This is a genomic window from Geovibrio ferrireducens, assembly GCF_026226615.1.
Classification (GTDB): domain Bacteria; phylum Chrysiogenota; class Deferribacteres; order Deferribacterales; family Geovibrionaceae; genus Geovibrio; species Geovibrio ferrireducens.
The window spans coordinates 24088-45893 of sequence record NZ_JAJAPB010000016.1 but is presented as its reverse complement, the minus strand read 5'-3'; the positions used below and the strand labels follow the sequence as shown (position 1 = coordinate 45893).

Genomic DNA, 21806 nt, shown 5'->3' with positions numbered 1-21806 from the left:
AGTGCGAACTTACCATACACTGATCATGGTGTATGCCACGGTCATGACATTTTCCGCCCTGTATGCCCCCCAGCCCTTACAGCCCATATTGATGAGCGAATTCGGCGTAAGCAAGGAGCAGGCGGCTCTTCTCACCACTGTCACCATGATTCCCCTTGGCATTGCGCCGATTGTTTACGGCTATATGCTGGAATCGTTTTCCTCAAAAAAGCTTTTTTCAATAGGTATAGGCGCATTGGCTCTTCTCCAGCTTGCGTTCTTTTTTACGGATAATTTCCACCTGCTGATAGTCATACGTTTTTTTGTCGGCATGGCTATTCCTGCGGTGCTCACTTCCATAATGACCTACATATCCACCGTCACCAAAAGGGAAACAGTGCAGAAGCAGATGGCATACTACATCTCGTCCACTATCCTCGGCGGTTTTGCGGGCAGATTTTTTTCAGGGCTTATCGCCTCATACTTCGGCTGGCGCTGGACATTTCTCATACTCGCTTTCAGCCTTTCGCTTGCATTTGTGCTTATCCGCAGCCTCCACGAAGCGGAGATACAGATTTCAAAATTCAGCGTCCGTTCTGTTCTGGATGTGCTTAAAAAAAGGCAGTTCGCCACAATCTATCTGCTTATTTTCGCCACTTTCTTTACCTTTGCCGCAATTCTGAACTTCATACCTTTCAGGGTGAGGGAGATAAGCGCGGGTTCGTCCTCCTTCACCATAGGCATCATGTACATGGGCTATATCATGGGTATAGTCATGTCGCTGAATGCGCTGCGGATAATCAAGATTTTCGGCGGAGAGATGAACACGGTTTTCACGGCTCTCGTGTTTTATGCCTGCACACTGTTTCTGTTTACCTATCCGAGCCTTTACGTTATGTTTTTCGGCATGTTCCTTTTCTGCTGCGGCATGTTTCTGGCGCACTCAGTGGCATCCGGCTATGTCAACAAGATAGCGGAGGATAAAAAAGGGATAACCAACGGACTGTATGTTTCCTTCTATTACGGCGGCGGAACCTTCGGTTCATTCCTTCCGGGGTTTGTTTACAGCAGGTTCGGGTGGAATGCTTTTCTGCTTCTGATCGGTTCTGTGGTTTCTGTTTCCATCGCCGCTGCGTGGTTCATGCAGGAAAGGCGGAAAATTTCCGCTTGACTTCTTTATACAGATACTTATAATCGCTGATTATGGAAATGGCATTTAAAGGTTTCAACTTTACAGCTAATTTTTGGTGGTGGACGCTTTCGGAATAGGAGGCTGTCCGCTGATACTGTGATAATACAGAGCCGCGTGGTACATGCCGCGCGGCTCTTTTTGGTTTAACCGAATTTAAGAGGGGGTCGTTGTGAAAACAGCGACCCCCTTTCTGTTTTTATAGTCCTGACTGCCACATCCTGTGCAGTCAGGACACACGCTCGCGCCGCAGTGAATGCGTCTTCGCTTCGCACGGCGCGGCTCCATCCGCGGAGCCGTTTATAGTCCGACTGCCGACATCCTGTGCAGTCAGGACACACGCTTTGACTATTCGGAGTTGGTGATGAGGGTAGTCACACATTCCCACGGACGGGAATGCGCCGTGCGAAGCGAAGGCGGGGTTACCCCGCCGCGAGCGTCTTTTCAAAAAACACAGGATGTAGTTTTTTGAAAATGCTTAAACGAATGAAAACCTACAAGGGTTTATAGAAATAACTGAAGAATGAATAAATAAAAATTAATTAAGATAGGAGTTAACAGCATGATCTATCCCGAACTGAGTGTTTTCAAGGAGATAGCAGACGGAGCGAAGTATGACCGGGCTACGGTTTACAGGGAGATAGCCGGGGACACGCTCACGCCCATTGCCCTTCTCCGCAATTTTTCAAATGAGAAGCATGTTTTTCTTCTGGAGAGTGCGAATCTTGATAAGACTTTTTCAAGGTTCTCTTTCTTCGGCCGCAAGCCCAAGAGGGTGATAACCTTTAAGGGCGGAACCATCACAGAAGAGAAAGGGGGCAAGAAGAACACCTTTATGATGAACCCCATGGACTATCTGGGTCAGGAGTTTTTCAAAAGCAAAGGCTATAACGACGGACGCTTCGGCGATTTCGCGGGCGGTTTTGTGGGCTATTTCGGCTACGAATCAGCAAACTATATGGGCACACTCCGCGAGCTTCTCCCTGAACCTTCAGATGAGAACCTCATAGGCTTTTTCGAAGTGGATGAGTTCTATGTGTTTGACAACCGCATGGGAAGAATTTACGCCGCATGCTCCGTTCCGCTTAAAGGGGATGCGGAAGAGGCATACGCCAAGGCGGTAAAACGCACTGAGGCTATGGCGGGCGAGCTTCACGGACTTAACTTTGACTCCCACGATTCCGGTATGGCTGACCCTGTTAAGGAGTTTGAGCAGCCTGAATATATGGAGCTTGTGGAGAAGCTCAGGGGAGAGATAATCGAAGGCGAGGCTATTCAGGTTGTTCTCTCCAACAGGTTCGAGATTAAGGCTAAGGTAAACCCTGTGAGCTTCTACAGGGCGCTGCGAAATGTAAACCCTTCTCCTTATATGTTTTATCTCAAGTTCGGAAAAGATGTTCTCTGCGGTTCATCCCCCGAAATCCACCTGAAAGTGGTTGGCAAAAAGGCGGTACTCAAGCCCATAGCGGGAACTTACCCCATAGGCGATGACATAGAAGGAATAAAGAACGCTCTCCTTAATGACCCGAAAGAGATTTCAGAGCACCTTATGCTCCTTGACCTTGCCCGAAACGACCTTTACGCCGGATGCGAACCTGAGAGCGTGAATGTTGACGAATGCTTTCAGGCGGAGGTTTATTCCCATGTGGTTCACATTGTTTCATCTGTCTCCGGAAAGCTGAAGGAAGGCTTTTCGCCCCTGAACGCATTTATGAAAACCTTCCCAGCGGGCACAGTAAGCGGTGCGCCGAAGGTGCGGGCTATGGAGCTTATCAGCAAATACGAAACCACAACCAGAGGCTTTTACGCAGGGTGCGTAGGCTACTTCGGCTACAGCGGCAACCTCGACACATGCATAACTATCAGAAGTGCGCTTGTTAAGCCGGATAAAATGATACTCCGCGCCGGAGCGGGTATAGTTTACGACAGTAAGCCGGAAAACGAATTCAAAGAGGTAAATAACAAGCTCAACGCAATGTTCGCCGCTTGCGAAAGACTGAAAAATCTGGAGGACAGCAATGTTTTTGCTCGTTGATAACTACGATTCATTCACATACAACCTGTATGCCCTGTTCAGGCTGAACGGCGCGGAGGTTGAGCTGATAAAGAATAACGAAACGGTTAATGCCGATAAATACGAAGGGATTATAATATCCCCCGGCCCTTCGCACCCTGCAAACTCAGGCACAAGCCTGCACTACCTGAAAGAATACGCAGGCAGAAAGCCCATATTCGGTGTCTGCCTCGGAATGCAGGCGATAGGCTATCATCTGGGTTATGAGGTGGGCAGGGCAAAGTCGGTTATGCACGGAAAGATAGACAGGGTGAAGGCGGAGAAAAGCGTTATTTTTGAAGGGATAAATGAGTTTGACGCAGTGCGCTACCACTCCCTTGCCGTCAAAGGTGCGGATCATCTCGTGACAGCCAGAGCAAAAAGCGACGGCGAGGTTATGGCTATGGAAGATAAGGAAAAAATGCTCTTCGGTGTTCAGTTTCACCCGGAATCGGTGCGCAGTGAAGAGGGTGCGAAAATGGTCACTAATTTCATAAATTTCGCAAGGGGGATAAAATGACGCTGGTACAGAAAACCGCTATGGGGCATGAGCTGAGCTTTGAAGAGGCAAGCGAACTTTTTGATGCGATAATGGCGGGGGAACTCACCGAGGCGGAGATAGCGGCCGTTCTGGTGGCTATGCGCCTTCGGGGTGAAACTCCGGACGAGATAGCCGGTGCGGCAAACGCCATGAACAAGAAGAAGATACGTCTGGATAAGGGCGACAGGATAGTCATCGACACCTGCGGAACAGGCGGTGACGGCAAATCCACAATCAATGTCTCCACTGCGGTCTCCCTTGTGCTGGCGGCGGCGGGCGTAAACATAGTCAAACACGGAAATGTCGCACAGAGCGGCAAGGTAGGCTCCGCAGATATTCTGCGTCATCTCGGCGTTCCCATAGAGTTTGACGAAGGAAAGGACAGCGAGTATTTCGAGAAGCACGGCTATGTTTTCCTCTTCGCACCGAAGTTCCACCCCGCAATGAAGTACGCAGGCCCGGTGAGAAGAGCTATCAAGGTTCCCACGGTGTTCAATTTTCTCGGCCCTCTCTCAAACCCCTGCGACCCTGATTACCAGCTCATAGGGATCAGCAACATAGACAAGCTTGAAAAACTGGCAAAAGCCATGGAAAAACTGGGCAGAACAGGGGTAATCCTCTACAGTTCCGAAGACGGATATGACGAGGTTTCAAGCAGCGCCCCCACACTCTGCTACAGGATAACATCCGGCGGAGTCGAGAAATTCAGCGTTAACCCGGCTGATTTCTTCACACCCTTTGAAATGCCTGTGGTCACTGACGGAGAGGACGCAAAGTCCAAATTTCTCAGAGCCATAGCCGGTGAGGACGAACAGCTCACGGATCTCATAGCCCTGAACACGGCTCTGGCTTTTTATGTGAGCGGAATCTGCGCTGATATGAAAGATGGTTTTGAAAAGGCGAAATCCGTGATAAAAAGCGGAAAAGTGGTTGAAAAACTCGAAAGCCTCAGAGGATAAAATGCTGGATGAAATAATAGCCAATAAACGCAGAGAGATGGAAACCCTGAAAACCTTTCCGGGCAGGCGGACAAAGCCTGTACTGAATTTCAGGGAATCGCTCAGGACAAAGCCGATAATAGCGGAGGTCAAGAAGGCTTCCCCTTCTCTGGGTGATATAAACACGGCGGCAGATCCGGTTGTTCAGGCAAAAACCTACGAACGCCTCGGCGCAGGTGCGGTGAGTGTTCTCTGTGATGAAAAATACTTCAAGGGGAGCATAAACGATCTGGCGGCGGTTGCGGCGGAGATTAAGATTCCCGTTCTCTGCAAGGATTTTATCATTGATGAAAAGCAGATAACAAACGCCTACTCCGCAGGGGCGGACTGTGTTCTGCTCATGGCCTCGGTGCTGAATAAGGATGAGATGCTTTATCTCGCTAAAAAGGCACGGATTCTGGGGCTGGAGGTACTTTTTGAGGTACACGCCCTTGAGGAGATAGAGACAGTTCTGGCCTGTGAACCCAAGCTTCTGGGGGTGAACAACCGCAACCTCAAAACACTTGAGATAAACATGGGTTACGGTGCGCACATGCTGGATATTCTGAACGGCGACTATATGAAGGTGGCGGAAAGCGGCATGAAAAAGCCGATGGATGTGGCCATGATGCGCGGAGCAGGGGCGGATGCGTTCCTTATAGGCTCAGGGCTTATGGCTTCCGACAGAATAGAGGAGCTTTTCGCTGAGATGATGGCGGCTGCATGTTTGTAAAAGTCTGCGGTTTAAAAACATTTGAGCAGATAGATAAGGCGGTTGAACTGGGGTACGATGCCGCGGGCTTCGTGATGCATAAACCCAGCAGAAGATACGTGAACGCCGAAGATGCGGCCAAGCTGATAACATACGCTCAGGGAAGGATAAAGACGTTCATTGTGGGCGTAAGCTTTGATGAGGTGAAGGAGGCGGCGCATCTGGCGGACTATGTTCAGGTGTCCGAGGCGGTGAACCTGCCTAATCTCGCCTACGCATCAGACAGAGACGAGCGGGACACTGAATGCGCCCTTTTCGTTTATGACGCAAGCAGAGGCTCAGGCATATACAAAGGCTTTCCCGAATGGCTAAGCGCCTACAGGGATAAGCTGCTTATCTCCGGCGGGCTGAACCCCGGAAACGTTGCGGATGCTGTGAAAGCTGTGCGCCCGTTCGGGGCTGATGTCTCCTCCGGAGTGGAGAAAGACGGCGTAAAGGATTATGAACTTATGAAAAAATTTATAGATGCAGTAAGAGGAGCGGATATATGAAAGGATTTTTCGGTGATTTCGGCGGAATGTTCGTTCCCGAAACCCTTGTTCCGGCACTGGAACAGCTTGAAAGAGAGTTTAACATGCTTAAGGACGACCCTGAGTTTAAGAAGGATCTCGCCAGATACAGTACAACCTACATAGGCAGACCCTCCCCGGTTTACTATGCCTCAAGGATGTCCGAGGAATACGGAGTCGAGATTTACCTTAAAAGGGAAGACCTTAACCACACAGGCTCCCATAAGATAAATAATACTATAGCTCAGGCACTCCTTACCCGCTACATGGGTAAAAAAAGGATAATCGCCGAGACAGGAGCCGGACAGCATGGTGTGGCTACTGCCACGGTTGCAGCACTCTTCGGGCTGGACTGCACAGTGTACATGGGTGCGGTGGATGCTGCGAGACAGAAGCCCAATGTGGACAGAATGAAGCTTCTGGGAGCTAAGCTTGAGCTTGTCCATGACGGCTCAAAAACCCTGAAAGATGCCACAAACGCAGCTATGCGTGACTGGGTTAAAAATGTTGAGGACACTCATTACATAATCGGCTCCGTCATAGGGCCTCACCCGTTTCCGGAGATGGTTGCGCACTTCCAGAGCGTAATCGGCAGGGAGGCAAGGGCAAGCTTCAAGGAGATGGGCTTTCTCCCTGATGCTGTGGTGGCCTGTGTGGGCGGCGGCAGCAACGCCATAGGCATATTCAAAGGCTTTCTTGACACCTCCTGCGAGCTTTACGGCATAGAGGCTGGCGGTCTCTCAGATAACGAAGGGGATCACGCCATGGCCATAGGAAAGGGCAGGGCGGGGATTCTCCACGGATGTGTGACCTACCTTGTGCAGACTGCGGACGGGCAGGTTGCAGATGTGCACTCAATCGCCGCGGGGCTGGATTATCCGGGCATAGGGCCTGAACACTCATACCTGCACGGAACAGGCAGGGTGACATATGACAAGGTCAGGGATGAGGACGCTGTTTTCGCCTTCCGTGAGCTTGCCCGCAGGGAAGGGATAGTTCCCGCTGTGGAATCGAGCCACGCCATAGCCTATGTGCTGAAAAATAAGGATAAGTTCAAAGGCAGAAAGGTGCTTATCAACCTCTCCGGCAGGGGAGACAAGGATTCAGAGAGGGATATATGAGAGGTATATACATTGTAGGCAACTATCCTGACAGGGAGAGCTTCGTTAAATGTTTTGATGCTGTAATAAGCGCCGGATACGAATTTGTGGAGATCGGCGTTCCGTTCAGCGAACCCGTGGCGGACGGCCCCGTGATAGCCTCTGCCGTGCAGGAGGCTCTGGGCTCAGGTGTGAAGGCAGGGGATGTTCTCGCAGGGCTTAAAACCCTCAGCAAAGGGAAAGCGAAACTGTACGTAATGACATATGCAAATATTATATATAACTACGGAATAAAGAAATTCTCGGACGATTTCAAGGATGTGCTCTCAGGGCTCATTATCCCTGATGTGCCGAACATGCTCCACAGCTATTTTTATGATCAGGGGTTTGAGATTCCTCTGATTCCGTTCGTTACTCCCGAATCCCGCGAGGAGGATATAAAGAAAGCCGCTGTGATGCAGGGCGATTTCATATACTTCATAGGTATAAGGGGTATAACCGGGGGCAGTGTGGACTTGTCCTCCCCTGAAATATCTGAACGCATACAGCAGATAAAAGCGTTTACCGATAAAAAAATAGTGATGGGCTTCGGCATAAAGGACAAAACTGACGCGGACAAGGCGCTTAAGGTTGCGGACGGCTTTGTGGTGGGCACTGCGGCTGTTAAGCTCCAGAAAAATTCTGCGGAATATTCAGAATTTGTAAAGTCTCTTCTTTAGTCAAATTTAACCCCGCCGGGCATTCCGGCGGGGAGTCAAAGTTTATTTCAAATCACTTTAGCTTGATAATTAGTCACTCGATCGTATAATTGTTTATGTAGCTGCGAAAGAACCAAATTCTTGTTTTGAGAGGCTTTCTATGTCGTTGTTAAATAATATCAGGATAAAAACCAAACTTTTTATCAGCTTCGGAATCCTGCTTGTTCTCCTTGCCGTCAGCGGTTTTGTGGGGCATAAAAGCACTCAGAGCATTGACGATCTTCTCTCTGAGGCTCTCAGAATCCGGATGCCTGCCGTACAGCTTCTCCTTGAGGCTGACAGGGATCTCCACCAGCTTCTTATTGCTGAGAGAACTATGATTTTTTCCAATGCGGAAAGCGATAATTTCCAGAAACTGCTGAAAGATTACAATGACAATGCCCAGCAGTCCCGCGACAGAATGAACAAATACAGAGAAACGGCAACCACTCCTGATGAAAAAGCTCTTCTGGCGGAGTATGATCGCCAGAGAAGGGAGTGGGAGACAGTTTCATTAAAAATTGTGGAAGCCCGAAAAGCAGATACCAGTGAAGGCAGGGCGACTGCTCTTATGCTCACGCTCAATGAGGGTGCTGCTGCGTTTCAGGCAATGAGAGACCAGATAGATGCGCTCACGGAAGTGAATGACAAATTAATAGAAGAGCTTGAAACAAGATCAAATGCGGTTGAAAAGCGCGCAGGATATGAACTCATTGCCTTCGTTGTTGTCGGGCTGCTTTTCGGCTTTGTGGTTTCTGTTATTATCGCACGGGCACTCCTCAGCGGTATAAAGAGTGCTAATGATGTTCTCAGGCAGATCTCAGAAGGTGAGGGCGACCTTACTGTTTCCCTCCCTGTGAAAGGCAATGATGAAATAGGGGAAATGGCAGGGCATTTCAACAGGTTTGTTAAAAAACTCAATGAGATTATAAATACAGTCAAGGATTCAGCGCGGCAGGTGGCGGCAGGAAGCACACAGCTTTCCGCAACATCTGAGCAGCTTGCGGTGAGCTTCGGCGACCAGTCCTCGCAGATAGTTGCAACCGCTTCCGCCACGGAAGAGATAAGCGTTTCCTCAGAAGAGGTTCTGCGCTCGCTGGATGAGATGAAGGACAAAACCGAAACCGCGGATAAAAACATAACAGCAGGCAGAGCGAAGCTTCTTTCCGCTGTTAAAGAGATAACCGATATAAAAAGCAATGTGGATAATCTGGGTGCTACGGTTGACAACCTTTCACAGTCATCCCGCCGTATCGGTAATATACTTAATGTTATTAATGATATAGCTGATCAAACCAACCTTCTGGCGCTTAATGCCGCAATAGAGGCAGCAAGGGCGGGAGAACACGGGCGCGGATTCGCTGTTGTGGCTGATGAAGTCCGTAAGCTTGCGGAACGCTCCCAGAGCGCTATCAAAGAGATCGACAGCATAATAACCGCGCTCCAGAATGAGGCTGACGTGGCTTCCGAAAGCATGTCAAAAGCTAAGGGCAAAGTCGAAGGCGGAGTTGAGATTATTGAGGAAACACAGAGCTTCTTTGACCGCATAGTGGAATCAGTCAAGCTGATAGACACCACCAGCGGAATTATCGCGGCCAGTGTGGAGGAGCAGGTAACGGCTATCCAGAACATAAACCAGAACACACAGGTTATCTCCGGCAATATTGAGCGCAGTTCCATGTCGATTGATGAGATAGCCACCACAGTCAGCGAACTCAGCAAACAGGCCGAAGGTCTGGAGGAGCTTGTGGGCAGGTTCAGGACTTAAGACTTTTTGAATATGCGAAAAGCAGGAGGGGGCAATGCCCCCTTTTACTGCCGCGTCATATTGCTCTCCGTTGTGACGTAAATAACTGTCATTGCGAACGAAGTGAAACAATCTCTTTTGTATTTGAGTTCACACTCCCGGTCTGATTAAATTATCTTCTCCACAAAAATGATTTATTTATTATAATAACCCTGATGGACAAATACCCGCTTCACGAAATACCCGAATATCCCGGCGTTTACCTTTTTACAGGCAAAAAAGGCGAAATTTTATATGTGGGCAAGGCCAAGAACCTTCGCTCCCGCGTGTCATCATATTTTGCCGATACCGATAAGCCTGTCAAAGTGCTCCGTATGGTTCAGGCGGCGGTCTCCCTGCGGTTTGTTGTGACTGATAATGAGGCGGAAGCCCTTCTGCTGGAAGCTAATTTTATCAAAACGGAACAGCCCAGATACAATATCAGGCTTAAGGATTCCAAAAGCTATCCGTACATAAAGATCACTGGCGAACGTTTCCCCAAGCTGGCCGTAACCAGAAACACATCGGATGAAAACTCCTCATACTTCGGTCCTTTTGTGAACGCCAGCGAACTGCGCGGCATTCTGGCGGAGATTCTGCGTGTTTTCCCCCTGCGCTCATGCAATGACCGCAAATTTTCAGAGAAAAAGCACTGCCTGAAATTTCAGATAAAAAAATGCCTCGGCCCCTGCGAAGGAACCATAACCGAGGAAGAGTACATGAAGATGGTGGAGCAGATCCGCACCTTCTTCAAAGGTGATACTGATGGTGTTAAAGAACGCCTTAAGGCGGATATGGCGGTCTATTCCGAACGGATGGAGTATGAGAAGGCCGCCTTCATCAGGGACAGGCTGCGCTCAATGGAAAAGCTGTTTTACCGCCAGACGGTGGTTTTCACCGATAAACATCGCGCGGTGGATGTGTTCATTCCTCACACCTTTGAAAATCTTCCCGGAATCACCATGCAGTTCATCAGAAACGGCAAGCTCATAGGGAGCGAGACGGTATTCTTTGAGGATGAAGACGCTGAAAACATTCTGGAATCATACATTATGCAGTTTTACGGACAGGTGCGCCAGTTTCCCGATGTTGTGGTTCCCTTCGGTCTGGATGATAACTCACGGCTGGCTGATGCACTGAGCAAAATGGCGGGAAAAAAGAAAACCGTCATCACCAGAGGGTTTAAAAAACTGCATGAAACAGCGCTGGAGAATGCCCGAATCCAGACGGAAACACACATCCGCCAGCTCGGCAGAAGGAAGGATGTCGGGGAGAGGCTGAAAAGCCTGCTGAAAACAGACAGGGACATCCGCCGCATAGAGTGCATAGATATTTCCCACCTCGGCGGAAACCATACTGTCGGCGTTGCGGTTACAAGCATAGACGGACACTTCGCAAAGGGCGAATACAGGAAATATAAGATAAAATCCGCTGAAAATGACGATTTTACATCTATCTACGAACTTTTTACCAGAAAGATGGAGAACATAGCCGAAGGCTCTGAAACTGCGGCGGACTTGTATATAATAGACGGCGGCATTGGGCAGCTTAATTCCGCTGTGCGGGCGGCGGAAGAGGCGGGGTCTGACTCGCTGTTCATTTCCATCTCCAAAGGGCGCAGTATTAAATTCATGAAGCACGAAGGTGCGGAATCCATAGAGTCCATACACCTTTACGGGCGTAAGAATCCTGTTAATCTTAAGAAAAATGATCCGCTTCTGATGTCTGTTCAGAGGATGAGGGACGAGGCGCACAGGTTCGCAATCACTTATTCCCGCAGCCTTGCGCTGAAAAACCTCACCAAATCGCCGATGCTGGGGATTGAAGGGCTGGGAGAAAAACGCCTGAGAAAACTCCTTGAAACCATGCCTGATATATATGCCCGCAAAGGGATCACAGCGGAGGAGATCAACATCGAAACGGGTATTCCCCTTGATGTCTGCCTGCGTGTGGCGGAGTATCTCAGAACTGTCTGAACTTCACTCCGGGCGCCGGCACAGAGTCTCAGACAGTTCCAAGGATGGAACTGCGCCGTGCGAAGCGAAGCCGTGTTTACCACGGCGCGAGCGTGTATCCAAAATTCCCAGGGATGGTGAATTTTGGATTATCAATACAGGACATGCGCCGTGCGAAGCGAAGCCGTGTTTATCACGGCGCGAGCGTGTGCGTAAAAAACACAGGATGTAGTTTTTGGAGCGGGAAAAACGAGACACAGGGACGTGTCCGTGGAGCGAATCGAAGCAATTTATTGCGGAGATTTCAGCGGAACCTGAGTTCGGCTAATTGTCACAGTTCCATGGATGGAACTGCGTCGTGCGAAGCGAAGGTCTGCTTTGCAGACCGCGAGCGTGTATGTCAAATTCCCATGGAAGGGAATTTGGCATTAATAGTAAAGAGGGGAGGCGACCCCGGAAAACCGGAGCCGCCTTAACCCTCAAGCTGGAAGGAACTTAGCCTGAATCGCCCAATTCAGACTACGCCGTGAGCTGACGGGCTTTTCGTCAGTGAAGGGGGACTTCCGTAAAAAGCCCTTGTCAGCTCAGTTTTATTATGAGGTCGCCCGCCTCAATCTTATCCCCTTGGTTTAAGAGGACTTCTGCAACTTCACCGCCGGATGCGGCGGAAATCTTGGTCTCGATTTTCATGGCTTCGGTCACTGCAAGAAGATCGCCCTTGCTGACCTTATCACCTTTTTTCACGTTTATTTTGGTGATTGCTCCGGGCATTGTGGCGCATATATCCTGCGGATTGCCCAGTTCACCTTTAATATTTGACTTTATAATGTCTGTCAATGTGTTATCTTTAATTTTAACTGTACGCGGGGTTCCATTTAACTCAAAGTAAACTTTGCGGAAGCCTTTCTCATCGGGCATGCTCTCGCCGAGGTATTTGATTATCAGTGTCTTACCCTGTTCTATCCTCACCTCTATCTCTTCTTCCTTACGGAGGGGGTAGAAGAAGGATTTGGTATCAAACACTGACGGATCTCCGTATTCGGCTGTGAATTTTACGAAATCCTTAAATACTGCCGGATAGAGAGCATATGCTAAAACTTCTTCATTGTTAAAATCACGCCCGAAGGTGTTTTTGAGCTCAGCATGTGCCGCCTCGAAGTCATAGGGAGCCAGAGCATCCCCCGGACGTTCGGTTATGGGTTTTTCATCTTTCAGAACAGCTTTTTGAAGTCTGTAAGGGAAGCCGCCGTAAGGCTGGCCGAGCATCCCTTTGAAAAATGACACAACTGAGTCCGGATATGACAGTGTATCACTCTTATCGTATATATCGTCAACTGAAAGATTGTTTCTAACGAGAAATAGTGCAAAATCTCCGACCACCTTGGATGATGGGGTAACCTTGATTATATCGCCCAGTTCGGCATTTACATGGGCGTACATATTGCGCACCTCTTCCCAGCGGTCGATAAGCCCCATGGCCTCCACCTGCACAATGAGGTTTGAGTACTGTCCGCCGGGGATCTCATGCTTGTAGACCTCAGCGGTTGCGGATTTGAGCCCGCTTTCAAACGGGAAGTAGTACCGGCGCACACGCTCAAAATAGTCGGAAACTTTCTGGCTCCACTCCGCATCTACCGAGGACGCTTTTCTGGTGAATGCTGTGGCTGCGAGTACGGAGTTCAGGTTCGGCTGGCTGGTAAGCCCGCTCATGGAGCTTATGGCTGCGTCAACTATGTCTGCTCCGCCCTCTATTGCCATGAGCACTGCGGCCTCGCCGTTTCCGCTTGTGTCGTGGGTGTGGAAGTGAACGGGAAGCCCCGTCTCCTCCTTGATAGCCTTCACAAGGGTTTTCGCGGCGTAAGGTTTAAGCAGCCCTGCCATATCCTTAATGCCTATTATATCCGTACCGGCGTCAGCCAGTTCTTTCGCCAGTCCGGTGTAGTATTTGAGGGAGTATTTGCTTTTTGCGGGGTTTTCTATGTCCCCGGTATAACAGATTGCCGCCTCTGCTATGCGGCCGTTCTTCTTAACTTCCTCAATGGCGGGAATCATCTGATCGGTCCAGTTGAAGCAGTCGAATATTCTGAATACGTCAATGCCGGATTCGGAGGCCTGTTTGATGAAAGCCTTCACCACGTTATCGGGATAATTGGTGTAACCCACTGCGTTTGAGGCGCGCAGAAGCATCTGGAAAAGTACATTCGGTATGCGCTCACGGAGCAGACGGAGCCTGTCCCACGGCGATTCCTTGAGGAATCTGTATGCCACGTCGAATGTTGCGCCTCCCCACATCTCCAGTGAAAAAAGCTGGCTGAGGTGTCTTGCGTATGCATCGGAGATTTTCAGCATGTCATTTGTGCGCACTCTGGTAGCAAGGAGCGACTGGTGGGCATCCCTGAATGTTGTATCTGTAAAAAGAACCTCTTTTGAGTTGCGGATGTGATCCATCACTCCCTGTACACCGCTGCGCATGAGTATATCCCTGGTGCCGGAGGGGATTTTTTCTCCGTAGGGGATCAGCGGCGCATCGGTCTTGGGCAGTATGCGCTCAGGGGTGAGCTTAACTCCGGACGGGTTGTTCACAATGTTATTGGCAAGGAACATAAGCGCCTTGGTTGCTCTGTCCTTCGGTGCGGGAAACTGAAAAAGCTCCGGGGTGTTGTCCACGAAGGTTGTGCATATGTTGCCCTCAAGGAAATCCTTGTGGTTTATGACTTTTTCAAGGAAGGGGATATTGGTTTTCACCCCTCTTATTCTGAATTCGCTCAGGGAGCGGAGCATTTTGCTTGCTGCGCGGTGAAACTGGAGCGAGTGAGTGGAAACTTTCACCAGCAGTGAGTCGTAGTGGGGAGTGATTTTTGCGTTTGTAAAGCCGTTGCCCGCATCCAGACGCACACCGAAGCCTGTGGCTATCCTGTAAGCTTCGATTTCGCCCGTATCCGGCATGAAGTTGTTCCGCGGGTCTTCCGTTGTGACGCGGCACTGGATGGCGTAGCCTGATTTTGTTACGGCTTCCTGTGATTTTATATCAATGTTTTCGCCGGACATGAGATCGCCTGCGCTGATGAATATCTGGCTCTGCACTATGTCTATCCCGGTTATGAGCTCTGTGACGGTGTGCTCAACCTGAATGCGGGGGTTGACCTCCAGAAAGTAGAAGTCGTTATTTTTATCCACAAGAAATTCGACAGTGGCGGCGTTTTTCAGTCCGGATGCCCTGCCTATGGCTATGGAGGCCTCGTACATTTTATCAAGGGTTGTCTGTGGAACGTTGATGGAAGGGGCTATTTCTATGAGTTTCTGATGCCTGCGCTGAACCGAACAGTCACGCTCGAAAAGGTGGATTACGTTCCCGCCCCTGTCACCCAGAAGCTGAACCTCTATATGTTTGGGTTTTTCTATATATTTCTCAATAATAATATCGCCGTTGCCGAAGGCTTTGAGGGCTTCGCTTTTGGCGGAGTCAAAGTTGTCTGCGAGCTCCCTGTCGTCCCTTGCGATGCGGATTCCTCTTCCTCCACCGCCTGCAATGGCTTTGAGCAGTACAGGAAAGCCGATGTCAGCCGCTGCTTTTTTCGCTTCTGCAAGATCCTGCACCACGCCTTTTGAGCCTCTGATGACTGGTACACCGCAGGAAACGGCGAGATCCTTGGCGCTTTTCTTGTCACCGAAAATTTTTATTGTTTCAGGGGATGGGCCGACAAAAATAATTCCCTTGTCCTCACAGGCAGCGGCAAAGTCTGCGTTTTCGGCAAGGAAGCCGTAGCCGGGGTGTATGGCATCTATATTTTCGCGCACGGCGAGTTCGACAATTTCGTCAATATTGAGGTAAGCAGCCACCGGGTCAAGCCCGCGTCCTATGTGATAAGCCTCGTCCGCTTTATATCTGTGGAGTGAGTAGCGGTCTTCTGTGGAGTACACAGCAACTGTGCGTATTCCAAGCTCTGTACAGGCACGGAAGGTTCTGATGGCGATTTCGCCCCTGTTTGCGGACATAAGCTTCTTAATTCGCATAACTTATCCTCTGTATCTTGAAAGTATTCGATAATAAAATAATGTATTATTGATGTCAAGCCCTAAAATATAAGGGTATACGGAGTATTTGGTTGCTATATTAATATTGAAACGGTGTATAAATAGGCATGGATAATAAAAAATGGAACATAGGGGGTGTTTTTGTTATTTTTTAAGGTATGGGCTGAATATTTATAGGTACAGTCAATAATTAAACACGGGTATATTATTTGATAACTGTTAGTTGTTGTATATGCTTGATAAAGTCAATTGATAAAATTTATTTTGCAAAAGATGCCTTTTCGGCTTTTTCCTTAATGTTCAATAAAACCTTTGACACTTAGAAATGTCAGAATATGATACGGCTGATTCAGGCGGAGGTTTGAATGAAGAAGAAGATCATAATGCTTTTAACGGTGCTTTGTATAAGTACCGGCGCTTTCGGCGCAACAATAGACGAAATACTCGGTTCGTTCAGCAACCTGCAAAGCTACAGAGCTGATTTCAGGCAGATTACCGAGATAGAGAACTTCGGCAAGGACGAATATGTGGGCAGGATTTACGTTATCAACAAATACCGTGCCCTGTGGGACTACAGCTACCCTTACAGACAGTATTATCTTTTCACATCCGACAGGGTGGACTACTACGACAGCGAGATACGCCAGCTTGTCCGCCAGAAAAATGCCGAAGGCAACCAGAATGCTATAACAAGGCTTATGCTTGACATAGGCAACATCCGCAAAAATTTCCATGTGACGCTGGGCGGGAACAATGTGCTTAACCTTGTGCCCCTGAGCGACATAGGCGTGAGATATATAAAAGTTGAGACAGACGGCAGCAGGATAACAAAAGTGATCAGCGAGGATCCCACAGGCAACAAAACCGAAGTGACCTTCACCAACATCCAGCTTAACGCAGACATAGATAAAAAGGTATTTGAACCGACAGTTCCTCCCGGAACCGAAGTCTTCGAATATAATTAAGCCGCACATTTCTGACTGAATAACATAAATCCTTCCCGGCCCTCCTTTGTGAAAGGAGGGCTTTTTGTATTTGTCATCAGTCAGCGTACGCAGCTTTTTTTGTTTTTTCCCTTGACCTTAATGTTTTTCAGTAAGTAAATTAGCAGAAGGTGAGGAGGATATGCTCATGCCGGCAGACCGAATTCAGCCCGATCAGGGGCTCGCCGTAAGGCTAATGGACGATCTGGCTGTTCTTGCGGAACCGTCATTCAAAGAGTATCAGACAACAAAATACATAGTGTCATTTCTGGAGAAAAACGGGATAACTCCTTCCCATATTTTTGATACAGGCTGCTACGGCACTCTGGATTTCGGTGCTGAAAAAACAGTCGCCTTCAGGGCGGATATTGACGCGCTGCCTGCCAATCCCGAAAAAACCGAATATAAACACCTCTGCGGACATCACCATAATATGACTGCCCTTCTCCTGCTTCTGGAAGCTGTGCAGAGGAGCAAAACCAAACCGAAGGTAAACATACGCTATATCTTTCAGCCCGCGGAAGAGATAGTCAGCGGCGCTAAGTTTATGATAGAGCAGGGCTGCCTTGACGCTGTGGACTGTATCTTCGCCGCCCACGCCGAAAACGAGATCCCCATGGGGAAATCCGCTGTTAAATCAGGCCCCTGCATGGCCGGTTCCCACCATATAGCGCTCACCTTCACAGGCAGAGCCACCCACGCCGCCATGCCTCACCTCGGCAATGACACAATCACCGCCGCCGCGGACTATGTGACAAAGGCACAGATGATTGTCAGCCGTCTGAAAGACCCGACACTCCCCGGTCTCATATCCTTCGGGAGCATACACGGAGGAAGCGCAGACAACATTATCCCTGATAAGGTCGAGCTGAAAGGCACTTTCCGCTATTTCCATACGGAAGTGAAGGCGGTTATCGAAAAGGGGCTGAAATCCCTCGCACTGAGCATTGAAGAGCTTTACGGAGTTAAGATTGAGCTTGATATAAAGGACGGCACGCACCCAGTGATAAATGATCCTTCCCTTGCTGCGTTTATATGCGAACTTGCCGACGCTGAAAACCTTCCCCGCATACCCTATGATAAGCTCACCCTCGGCGGGGAGGACTTTTCCGAGTACGTGAGGCTTGTGAAAGGGGTTTTCCTCTGGACCGGGGCAAATGAGAAGGGGAACCATCCGCCGCTGCACAGCGGGGACTTCTACGTGCCTATGCCCACTGTCACAGCTTCGGCTGATATGTGGATCAGCCTTGCTTACGGCATACACAAGTATTTCGAATAAAGGAAAGGTATATTGAATTTCCGTCTGGCTTATACTTACCTCGCGCTGAAATCTGTTAAAGGGATAAGCGATGAGACAGTTTCAAAAGTTCTGGGGAGGCTGGGCACACTGGACGGCGTGTTTGACCTCGGAGTGACGGAGCTTGCCGAGGCCGGATTCAATCAGCGTCAGGCGCAGGCAGTGATAAGCCGCAATGTGGACAGGAAATTTGTAGAAGACCAGATAAACCTCGCACGGAAACATAATATAGACATAACAACAATAGAGGAGGGCGGCTATCCGCCCATGCTCAGGGAGATTCATTCCCCGCCCGCCGTGCTTTTCAGCAGGGGGAGGCTTGAGCCCCTGCGCATGCCCTGCATAGCTGTTGTGGGTTCCAGAAATGCCTCCCGTACATCAATGGCCTACACCGAAAAACTGTCAGAGGATCTGGCTGAGGTCGGGTTCAATGTGGTAAGCGGCTTTGCCGCCGGAATAGACATTCACGCCCACAGGGGAGCACTTAAGAAGGGGTATACAACAGCGGTTCTCGGCAACGGGCTGATGAGCCTTTACCCGGAAGCCAATGTCAGGTACGCGGACAAGGTCTGTGAATCCGGCTGTTTTTTAAGCGAATTTCCCCTGGACGAGCCGCCTCACGCACGCAATTTTCCCATACGAAACAGAATAATAAGCGGAGTTTCCCACGGTGTTGTCGTTGTGGAGGCCTCCACAAAAAGCGGCTCACTCATCACCGCCAGATACGCAAATGAGCAGGGCAGGGAGGTGTTCGCAGTACCCGCCTCGCCGGACAGCAGAAACCGGGCGACCAACGACCTGATCAGGAACGGGGCACGGCTCATAGAGAGCTACTACGACGTTGTGGAGGAGTTCAGCCGCCTTCTGCCGAGGGGAAAATTCATTGACAAACAAGAAGAGAGTAATATAGTCTTTGACAGTCCTGAAAAGCACAAAATCTATAACCTCCTTGCAAAAGGCCCCCTGAACAGAGACGAACTTTGCATCACGGCAGCAATGAAAGTCGGTGATATGATGGTAATCCTCAGCGAGCTTGAGCTTGAAGGCGTTATAATTTGCGACATTGACGGCAAATACAGAATAAACGGAGGCGCAGGTGGAAAAGTTTGTGATTGCACTTAACCTGGTAATCGATTACATCGACTCCTCTGACAAGGTCAGCGAAAAGGACCTTGCCGACTATCTCCAGTCCACAGGGTTTGAGGACAACGAGATAAGACAGGTGCTTGCCGTTCTTGACATGAACAGCTTTGCCCCTTTTGCGGGCTACAGATACTTCTCCAGAAAAGAGAAAAATATTTTCACCGACGAGGCGATGAACTATCTCCAGAAGCTCAACATCACAGGGGTTATGGACATGGTGTCGCTGGAAACTGTTATAGAGTCGCTCCTTGATACGGATAACTACCGCATAGGGGTTGAGCAGGTGAAAAACCATGTTCTCTTTAACCTCATGGAGAAAAAGTCCCTTTTTGCTGAAAGCGCAGGGGATTACGAGGAATACGATCACTAAGCAGGTGCGGGTGTATGGCTAAAAACCTTGTTATTGTTGAGTCTCCGGCGAAAGCCAAAACCATAGAAAAATATCTGGGCAGAAGTTATAAAGTTCTTGCAAGTGTGGGACATGTTAAAGATCTTCCCTCAAACAAGCTGGGGGTCGATATAGAAAACGGCTTTCAGCCTGAGTACATCACAATCAGAGGAAAGAAAAAGGTGCTGGATGACCTCAAAAAAGAGGCTCAGACTGCGGAAAAAATCTTCCTCGCTCCCGACCCCGACCGTGAAGGGGAGGCCATCGCATGGCATATAGCCGGCGAACTCGGCAAAAAGAACATGGAAAAAGTGAAAAGGGTCTATTTCAACGAGATTACCAAGAAAGGTATTCACGAGGGGATAGAGAACCCTGTTGATATAAACATGGACATGGCAATGGCTCAGCAGTCCCGCCGCGTGCTGGACAGGCTTGTGGGCTATCTGGTCAGCCCGCTTCTGTGGAAGCCGCTTAAGTTCGGCTTATCCGCCGGAAGGGTGCAGTCCGTGGCTCTCCGCCTCATCTGTGAGCGCGAGGAGGAGATAGAGAAGTTTAAGCCGGAGGAATACTGGACAATAGACGGCATGTTCCTTCTGGATAATGACGAAAACAGAAAACTCAAAGCCAGACTTGAAAAAAAGGACGGCAAAAAGATAAAAGTCGGTAAGAAGGAAGAGGCGGACAAGGTTCTCTCCGACCTCAGGAAAGCCTCATTCTCCGTGACTGATGTCGCGAGAAAAACCGTAATGCAGAAGGCGCCCCTGCCTTTCTCCACCTCAATGCTTCAGCAGGAGGCCAGCCGCAAGCTGGGTTACTCCGCAAAGCGGACAATGGTCAATGCACAGAAGCTTTATGAGGGTATGGATCTCGGCGCTCAGGGACCTGCGGGTCTTATCACCTATATGCGTACCGACTCGGTGAGAATATCCGATGAGGCAGCTAAGGAAGCGGCGGACTACATCAAAAAGGAATTCGGCTCAGACTTCCTCACAAAAGGCGTAAGAAAGGCAAAAGAAACAAAAGTGAAAACTCAGGACGCTCACGAGGCCATACGCCCCACATCTGTTGAGCGTACTCCTGAATCAGTGGAAAAGTTTCTTACAGCAGAGCAGTATAAGCTGTACAAGCTGATCTGGGAACGTTTTGTGGCGAGCCAGATGGCCGATGCCGAATATGACCAGAGCACGATAACAATCACAGGCGGAGCCTATGAGTTCAAAACTCAGGGCAAAATCCTTAAATTTCCCGGTTTCAGAAAGCTTTACATAGAAGGGGACGAAGAGGCGCAGAAGGATGCCGAGGCTATCCTCTTCGATATAAAAGAGAACACTCCCGCAAAAGCGGAAAGCTTTGACCCCAAACAGAACTTTACTCAGCCCCCCGCAAGGTACACTGAGGCGAGCATAATCAAAACCCTTGAACAGGAAGGAATCGGCCGCCCAAGTACATACGCTTCCATCATCTCAACCATACAGGAAAGGGAATATGTTGAAACAGCGGAGAAAAAACTCCGCCCCACAGAGCTTGGCCGCATTGTGAACAGGCTTCTTGTCAGCAATTTTCCCAGCATCTTTGAAATAAAATTCACCGCAGGTCTTGAAACCGATCTGGATAAGGTTGCAGAAGGCGCAGTTAAGTGGGATGAGGTTCTGGATGAATTTTTCAGAAGCTTCAAGCCTGTTCTTGATGTTGCGGAAAAGCAGTTCAGCGTTAATTTGACCCTTGATTCCGAATGCCCGAAATGCGGCGGCGGACTGGTTATAAAATACGGAAAAAACGGCTCATTCGCAGCCTGCTCAAAATATCCTGAGTGTGATTTCTCCTCCGATTACGAAAGGCAGGAGGACGGAAGTATAAAGCTTATAGAGAAGCCCAAAAACGAATCCACAGGCATAGAGTGCGACAAATGCGGGAAAGAGATGGTTATCAAAAAGTCCCGCTTCGGTGAAATGCTTGCCTGCTCCGGCTATCCGGAATGCAAGAACATCAAGCAGTATGTGCGTGATGAGGAAGGCAAGGTGAAGCTTGTGGAGGAGATGACGGCGGAGATCAGCACCCCCTGCCCGAAATGCGGCGGCAAGCTTGCCGTTAAGAAAGGCAGAAGGGGCAACTTCATAGCCTGCTCAGGCTACCCGGAATGCAGCTTTACCGCTAATATTACCACGGATGCCAAGGGGAATATTTCCCCTGAGATTCTCAAGGTTGACGAAAATGTCAAATGCGAGAAATGCGGCAGCCCGATGGCGCTCAAGAAAGGGCCCAGAGGCCGCTTCTTCGCCTGCACAGCATATCCCAAATGCAAAAACGCCAAACCGATTCAGACTCTGGAAGACGGTACAATAACCGTTAAGGAATAGTCTTT

General features: G+C 49.3%; 16 protein-coding genes. 15 read left to right on the top strand and 1 reads right to left on the bottom strand.

The genetic code is table 11. From position 1 onward, the window contains the following. Window position 1 precedes the first annotated feature (1 nt). The 10 genes from OSQ85_RS12850 (at window position 2) to uvrC (ending at window position 11619) form a co-directional block, all read left to right on the top strand. Window positions 2-1150 carry an MFS transporter gene (locus OSQ85_RS12850; RefSeq protein ID WP_265823631.1) on the top strand — a complete coding sequence of 383 codons (1149 nt, stop codon included), beginning with the start codon at window positions 2-4 and terminating at the stop codon, window positions 1148-1150. A 580-nt stretch (window positions 1151-1730) separates the two neighbouring features. Further along, complete coding sequence (locus OSQ85_RS12845) at window positions 1731-3203, top strand: anthranilate synthase component I family protein (protein ID WP_265823630.1); 1473 nt, start codon at window positions 1731-1733, stop codon at window positions 3201-3203. Next, a complete protein-coding gene (locus OSQ85_RS12840; protein ID WP_265823629.1) occupies window positions 3187-3741 on the top strand; it encodes an anthranilate synthase component II in 555 nt (184 codons plus the stop codon). Before OSQ85_RS12845 ends, OSQ85_RS12840 begins: the two co-directional genes overlap by 17 nt. Further along, on the top strand, window positions 3738-4721 hold the full coding sequence (gene trpD / locus OSQ85_RS12835; protein WP_265823628.1) for an anthranilate phosphoribosyltransferase: 984 nt from the start codon (window positions 3738-3740) through the stop codon (window positions 4719-4721). The genes OSQ85_RS12840 and trpD overlap by 4 nt, the downstream gene beginning before the upstream one ends. After that, entirely contained in the window at window positions 4693-5472 is a 780-nt protein-coding gene (locus tag OSQ85_RS12830; RefSeq protein ID WP_265823627.1) for an indole-3-glycerol phosphate synthase TrpC, read from the top strand. The genes trpD and OSQ85_RS12830 overlap by 29 nt, the downstream gene beginning before the upstream one ends. Continuing rightward, a complete protein-coding gene (locus tag OSQ85_RS12825) occupies window positions 5463-6002 on the top strand; it encodes a phosphoribosylanthranilate isomerase (RefSeq protein ID WP_265823625.1) in 540 nt (179 codons plus the stop codon). The genes OSQ85_RS12830 and OSQ85_RS12825 overlap by 10 nt, the downstream gene beginning before the upstream one ends. Next, on the top strand, window positions 5999-7141 hold the full coding sequence (gene trpB / locus OSQ85_RS12820) for a tryptophan synthase subunit beta (protein ID WP_265823623.1): 1143 nt from the start codon (window positions 5999-6001) through the stop codon (window positions 7139-7141). Before OSQ85_RS12825 ends, trpB begins: the two co-directional genes overlap by 4 nt. After that, window positions 7138-7839 carry a tryptophan synthase subunit alpha gene (trpA, locus tag OSQ85_RS12815; protein WP_265823622.1) on the top strand — a complete coding sequence of 234 codons (702 nt, stop codon included), beginning with the start codon at window positions 7138-7140 and terminating at the stop codon, window positions 7837-7839. The genes trpB and trpA overlap by 4 nt, the downstream gene beginning before the upstream one ends. A gap of 139 nt (window positions 7840-7978) precedes the next feature. Next, on the top strand, window positions 7979-9625 hold the full coding sequence (locus OSQ85_RS12810; protein ID WP_265823621.1) for a methyl-accepting chemotaxis protein: 1647 nt from the start codon (window positions 7979-7981) through the stop codon (window positions 9623-9625). A gap of 194 nt (window positions 9626-9819) precedes the next feature. After that, window positions 9820-11619, top strand: coding sequence for an excinuclease ABC subunit UvrC (gene uvrC / locus OSQ85_RS12805; protein WP_265823619.1), 1800 nt, complete (start codon window positions 9820-9822; stop codon window positions 11617-11619). A gap of 558 nt (window positions 11620-12177) precedes the next feature. Here the strand turns inward: uvrC and OSQ85_RS12800 are convergent. Continuing rightward, window positions 12178-15612 (bottom strand): pyruvate carboxylase, encoded by a 3435-nt coding sequence (locus OSQ85_RS12800; protein WP_265823618.1) that lies wholly within the window; start codon window positions 15610-15612, stop codon window positions 12178-12180. Window positions 15613-15998: 386 nt separating this feature from the next. Here OSQ85_RS12800 and OSQ85_RS12795 point away from each other — a divergent pair, with 386 nt between their 5' ends. From OSQ85_RS12795 to topA, 5 genes are all read left to right on the top strand, one after another. After that, window positions 15999-16598 (top strand): LolA family protein, encoded by a 600-nt coding sequence (locus OSQ85_RS12795; RefSeq protein WP_265823617.1) that lies wholly within the window; start codon window positions 15999-16001, stop codon window positions 16596-16598. A 166-nt stretch (window positions 16599-16764) separates the two neighbouring features. After that, on the top strand, window positions 16765-17895 hold the full coding sequence (locus OSQ85_RS12790) for a M20 metallopeptidase family protein (protein ID WP_265823616.1): 1131 nt from the start codon (window positions 16765-16767) through the stop codon (window positions 17893-17895). 12 nt (window positions 17896-17907) lie between these two features. Further along, window positions 17908-19035 carry a DNA-processing protein DprA gene (gene dprA, locus OSQ85_RS12785; protein ID WP_265823615.1) on the top strand — a complete coding sequence of 376 codons (1128 nt, stop codon included), beginning with the start codon at window positions 17908-17910 and terminating at the stop codon, window positions 19033-19035. Continuing rightward, complete coding sequence (locus OSQ85_RS12780; RefSeq protein WP_265823614.1) at window positions 19010-19426, top strand: DUF494 family protein; 417 nt, start codon at window positions 19010-19012, stop codon at window positions 19424-19426. The genes dprA and OSQ85_RS12780 overlap by 26 nt, the downstream gene beginning before the upstream one ends. Window positions 19427-19440: 14 nt before the next feature. After that, entirely contained in the window at window positions 19441-21801 is a 2361-nt protein-coding gene (gene topA / locus OSQ85_RS12775) for a type I DNA topoisomerase (RefSeq protein ID WP_265823613.1), read from the top strand. Window positions 21802-21806: the final 5 nt, after the last annotated feature.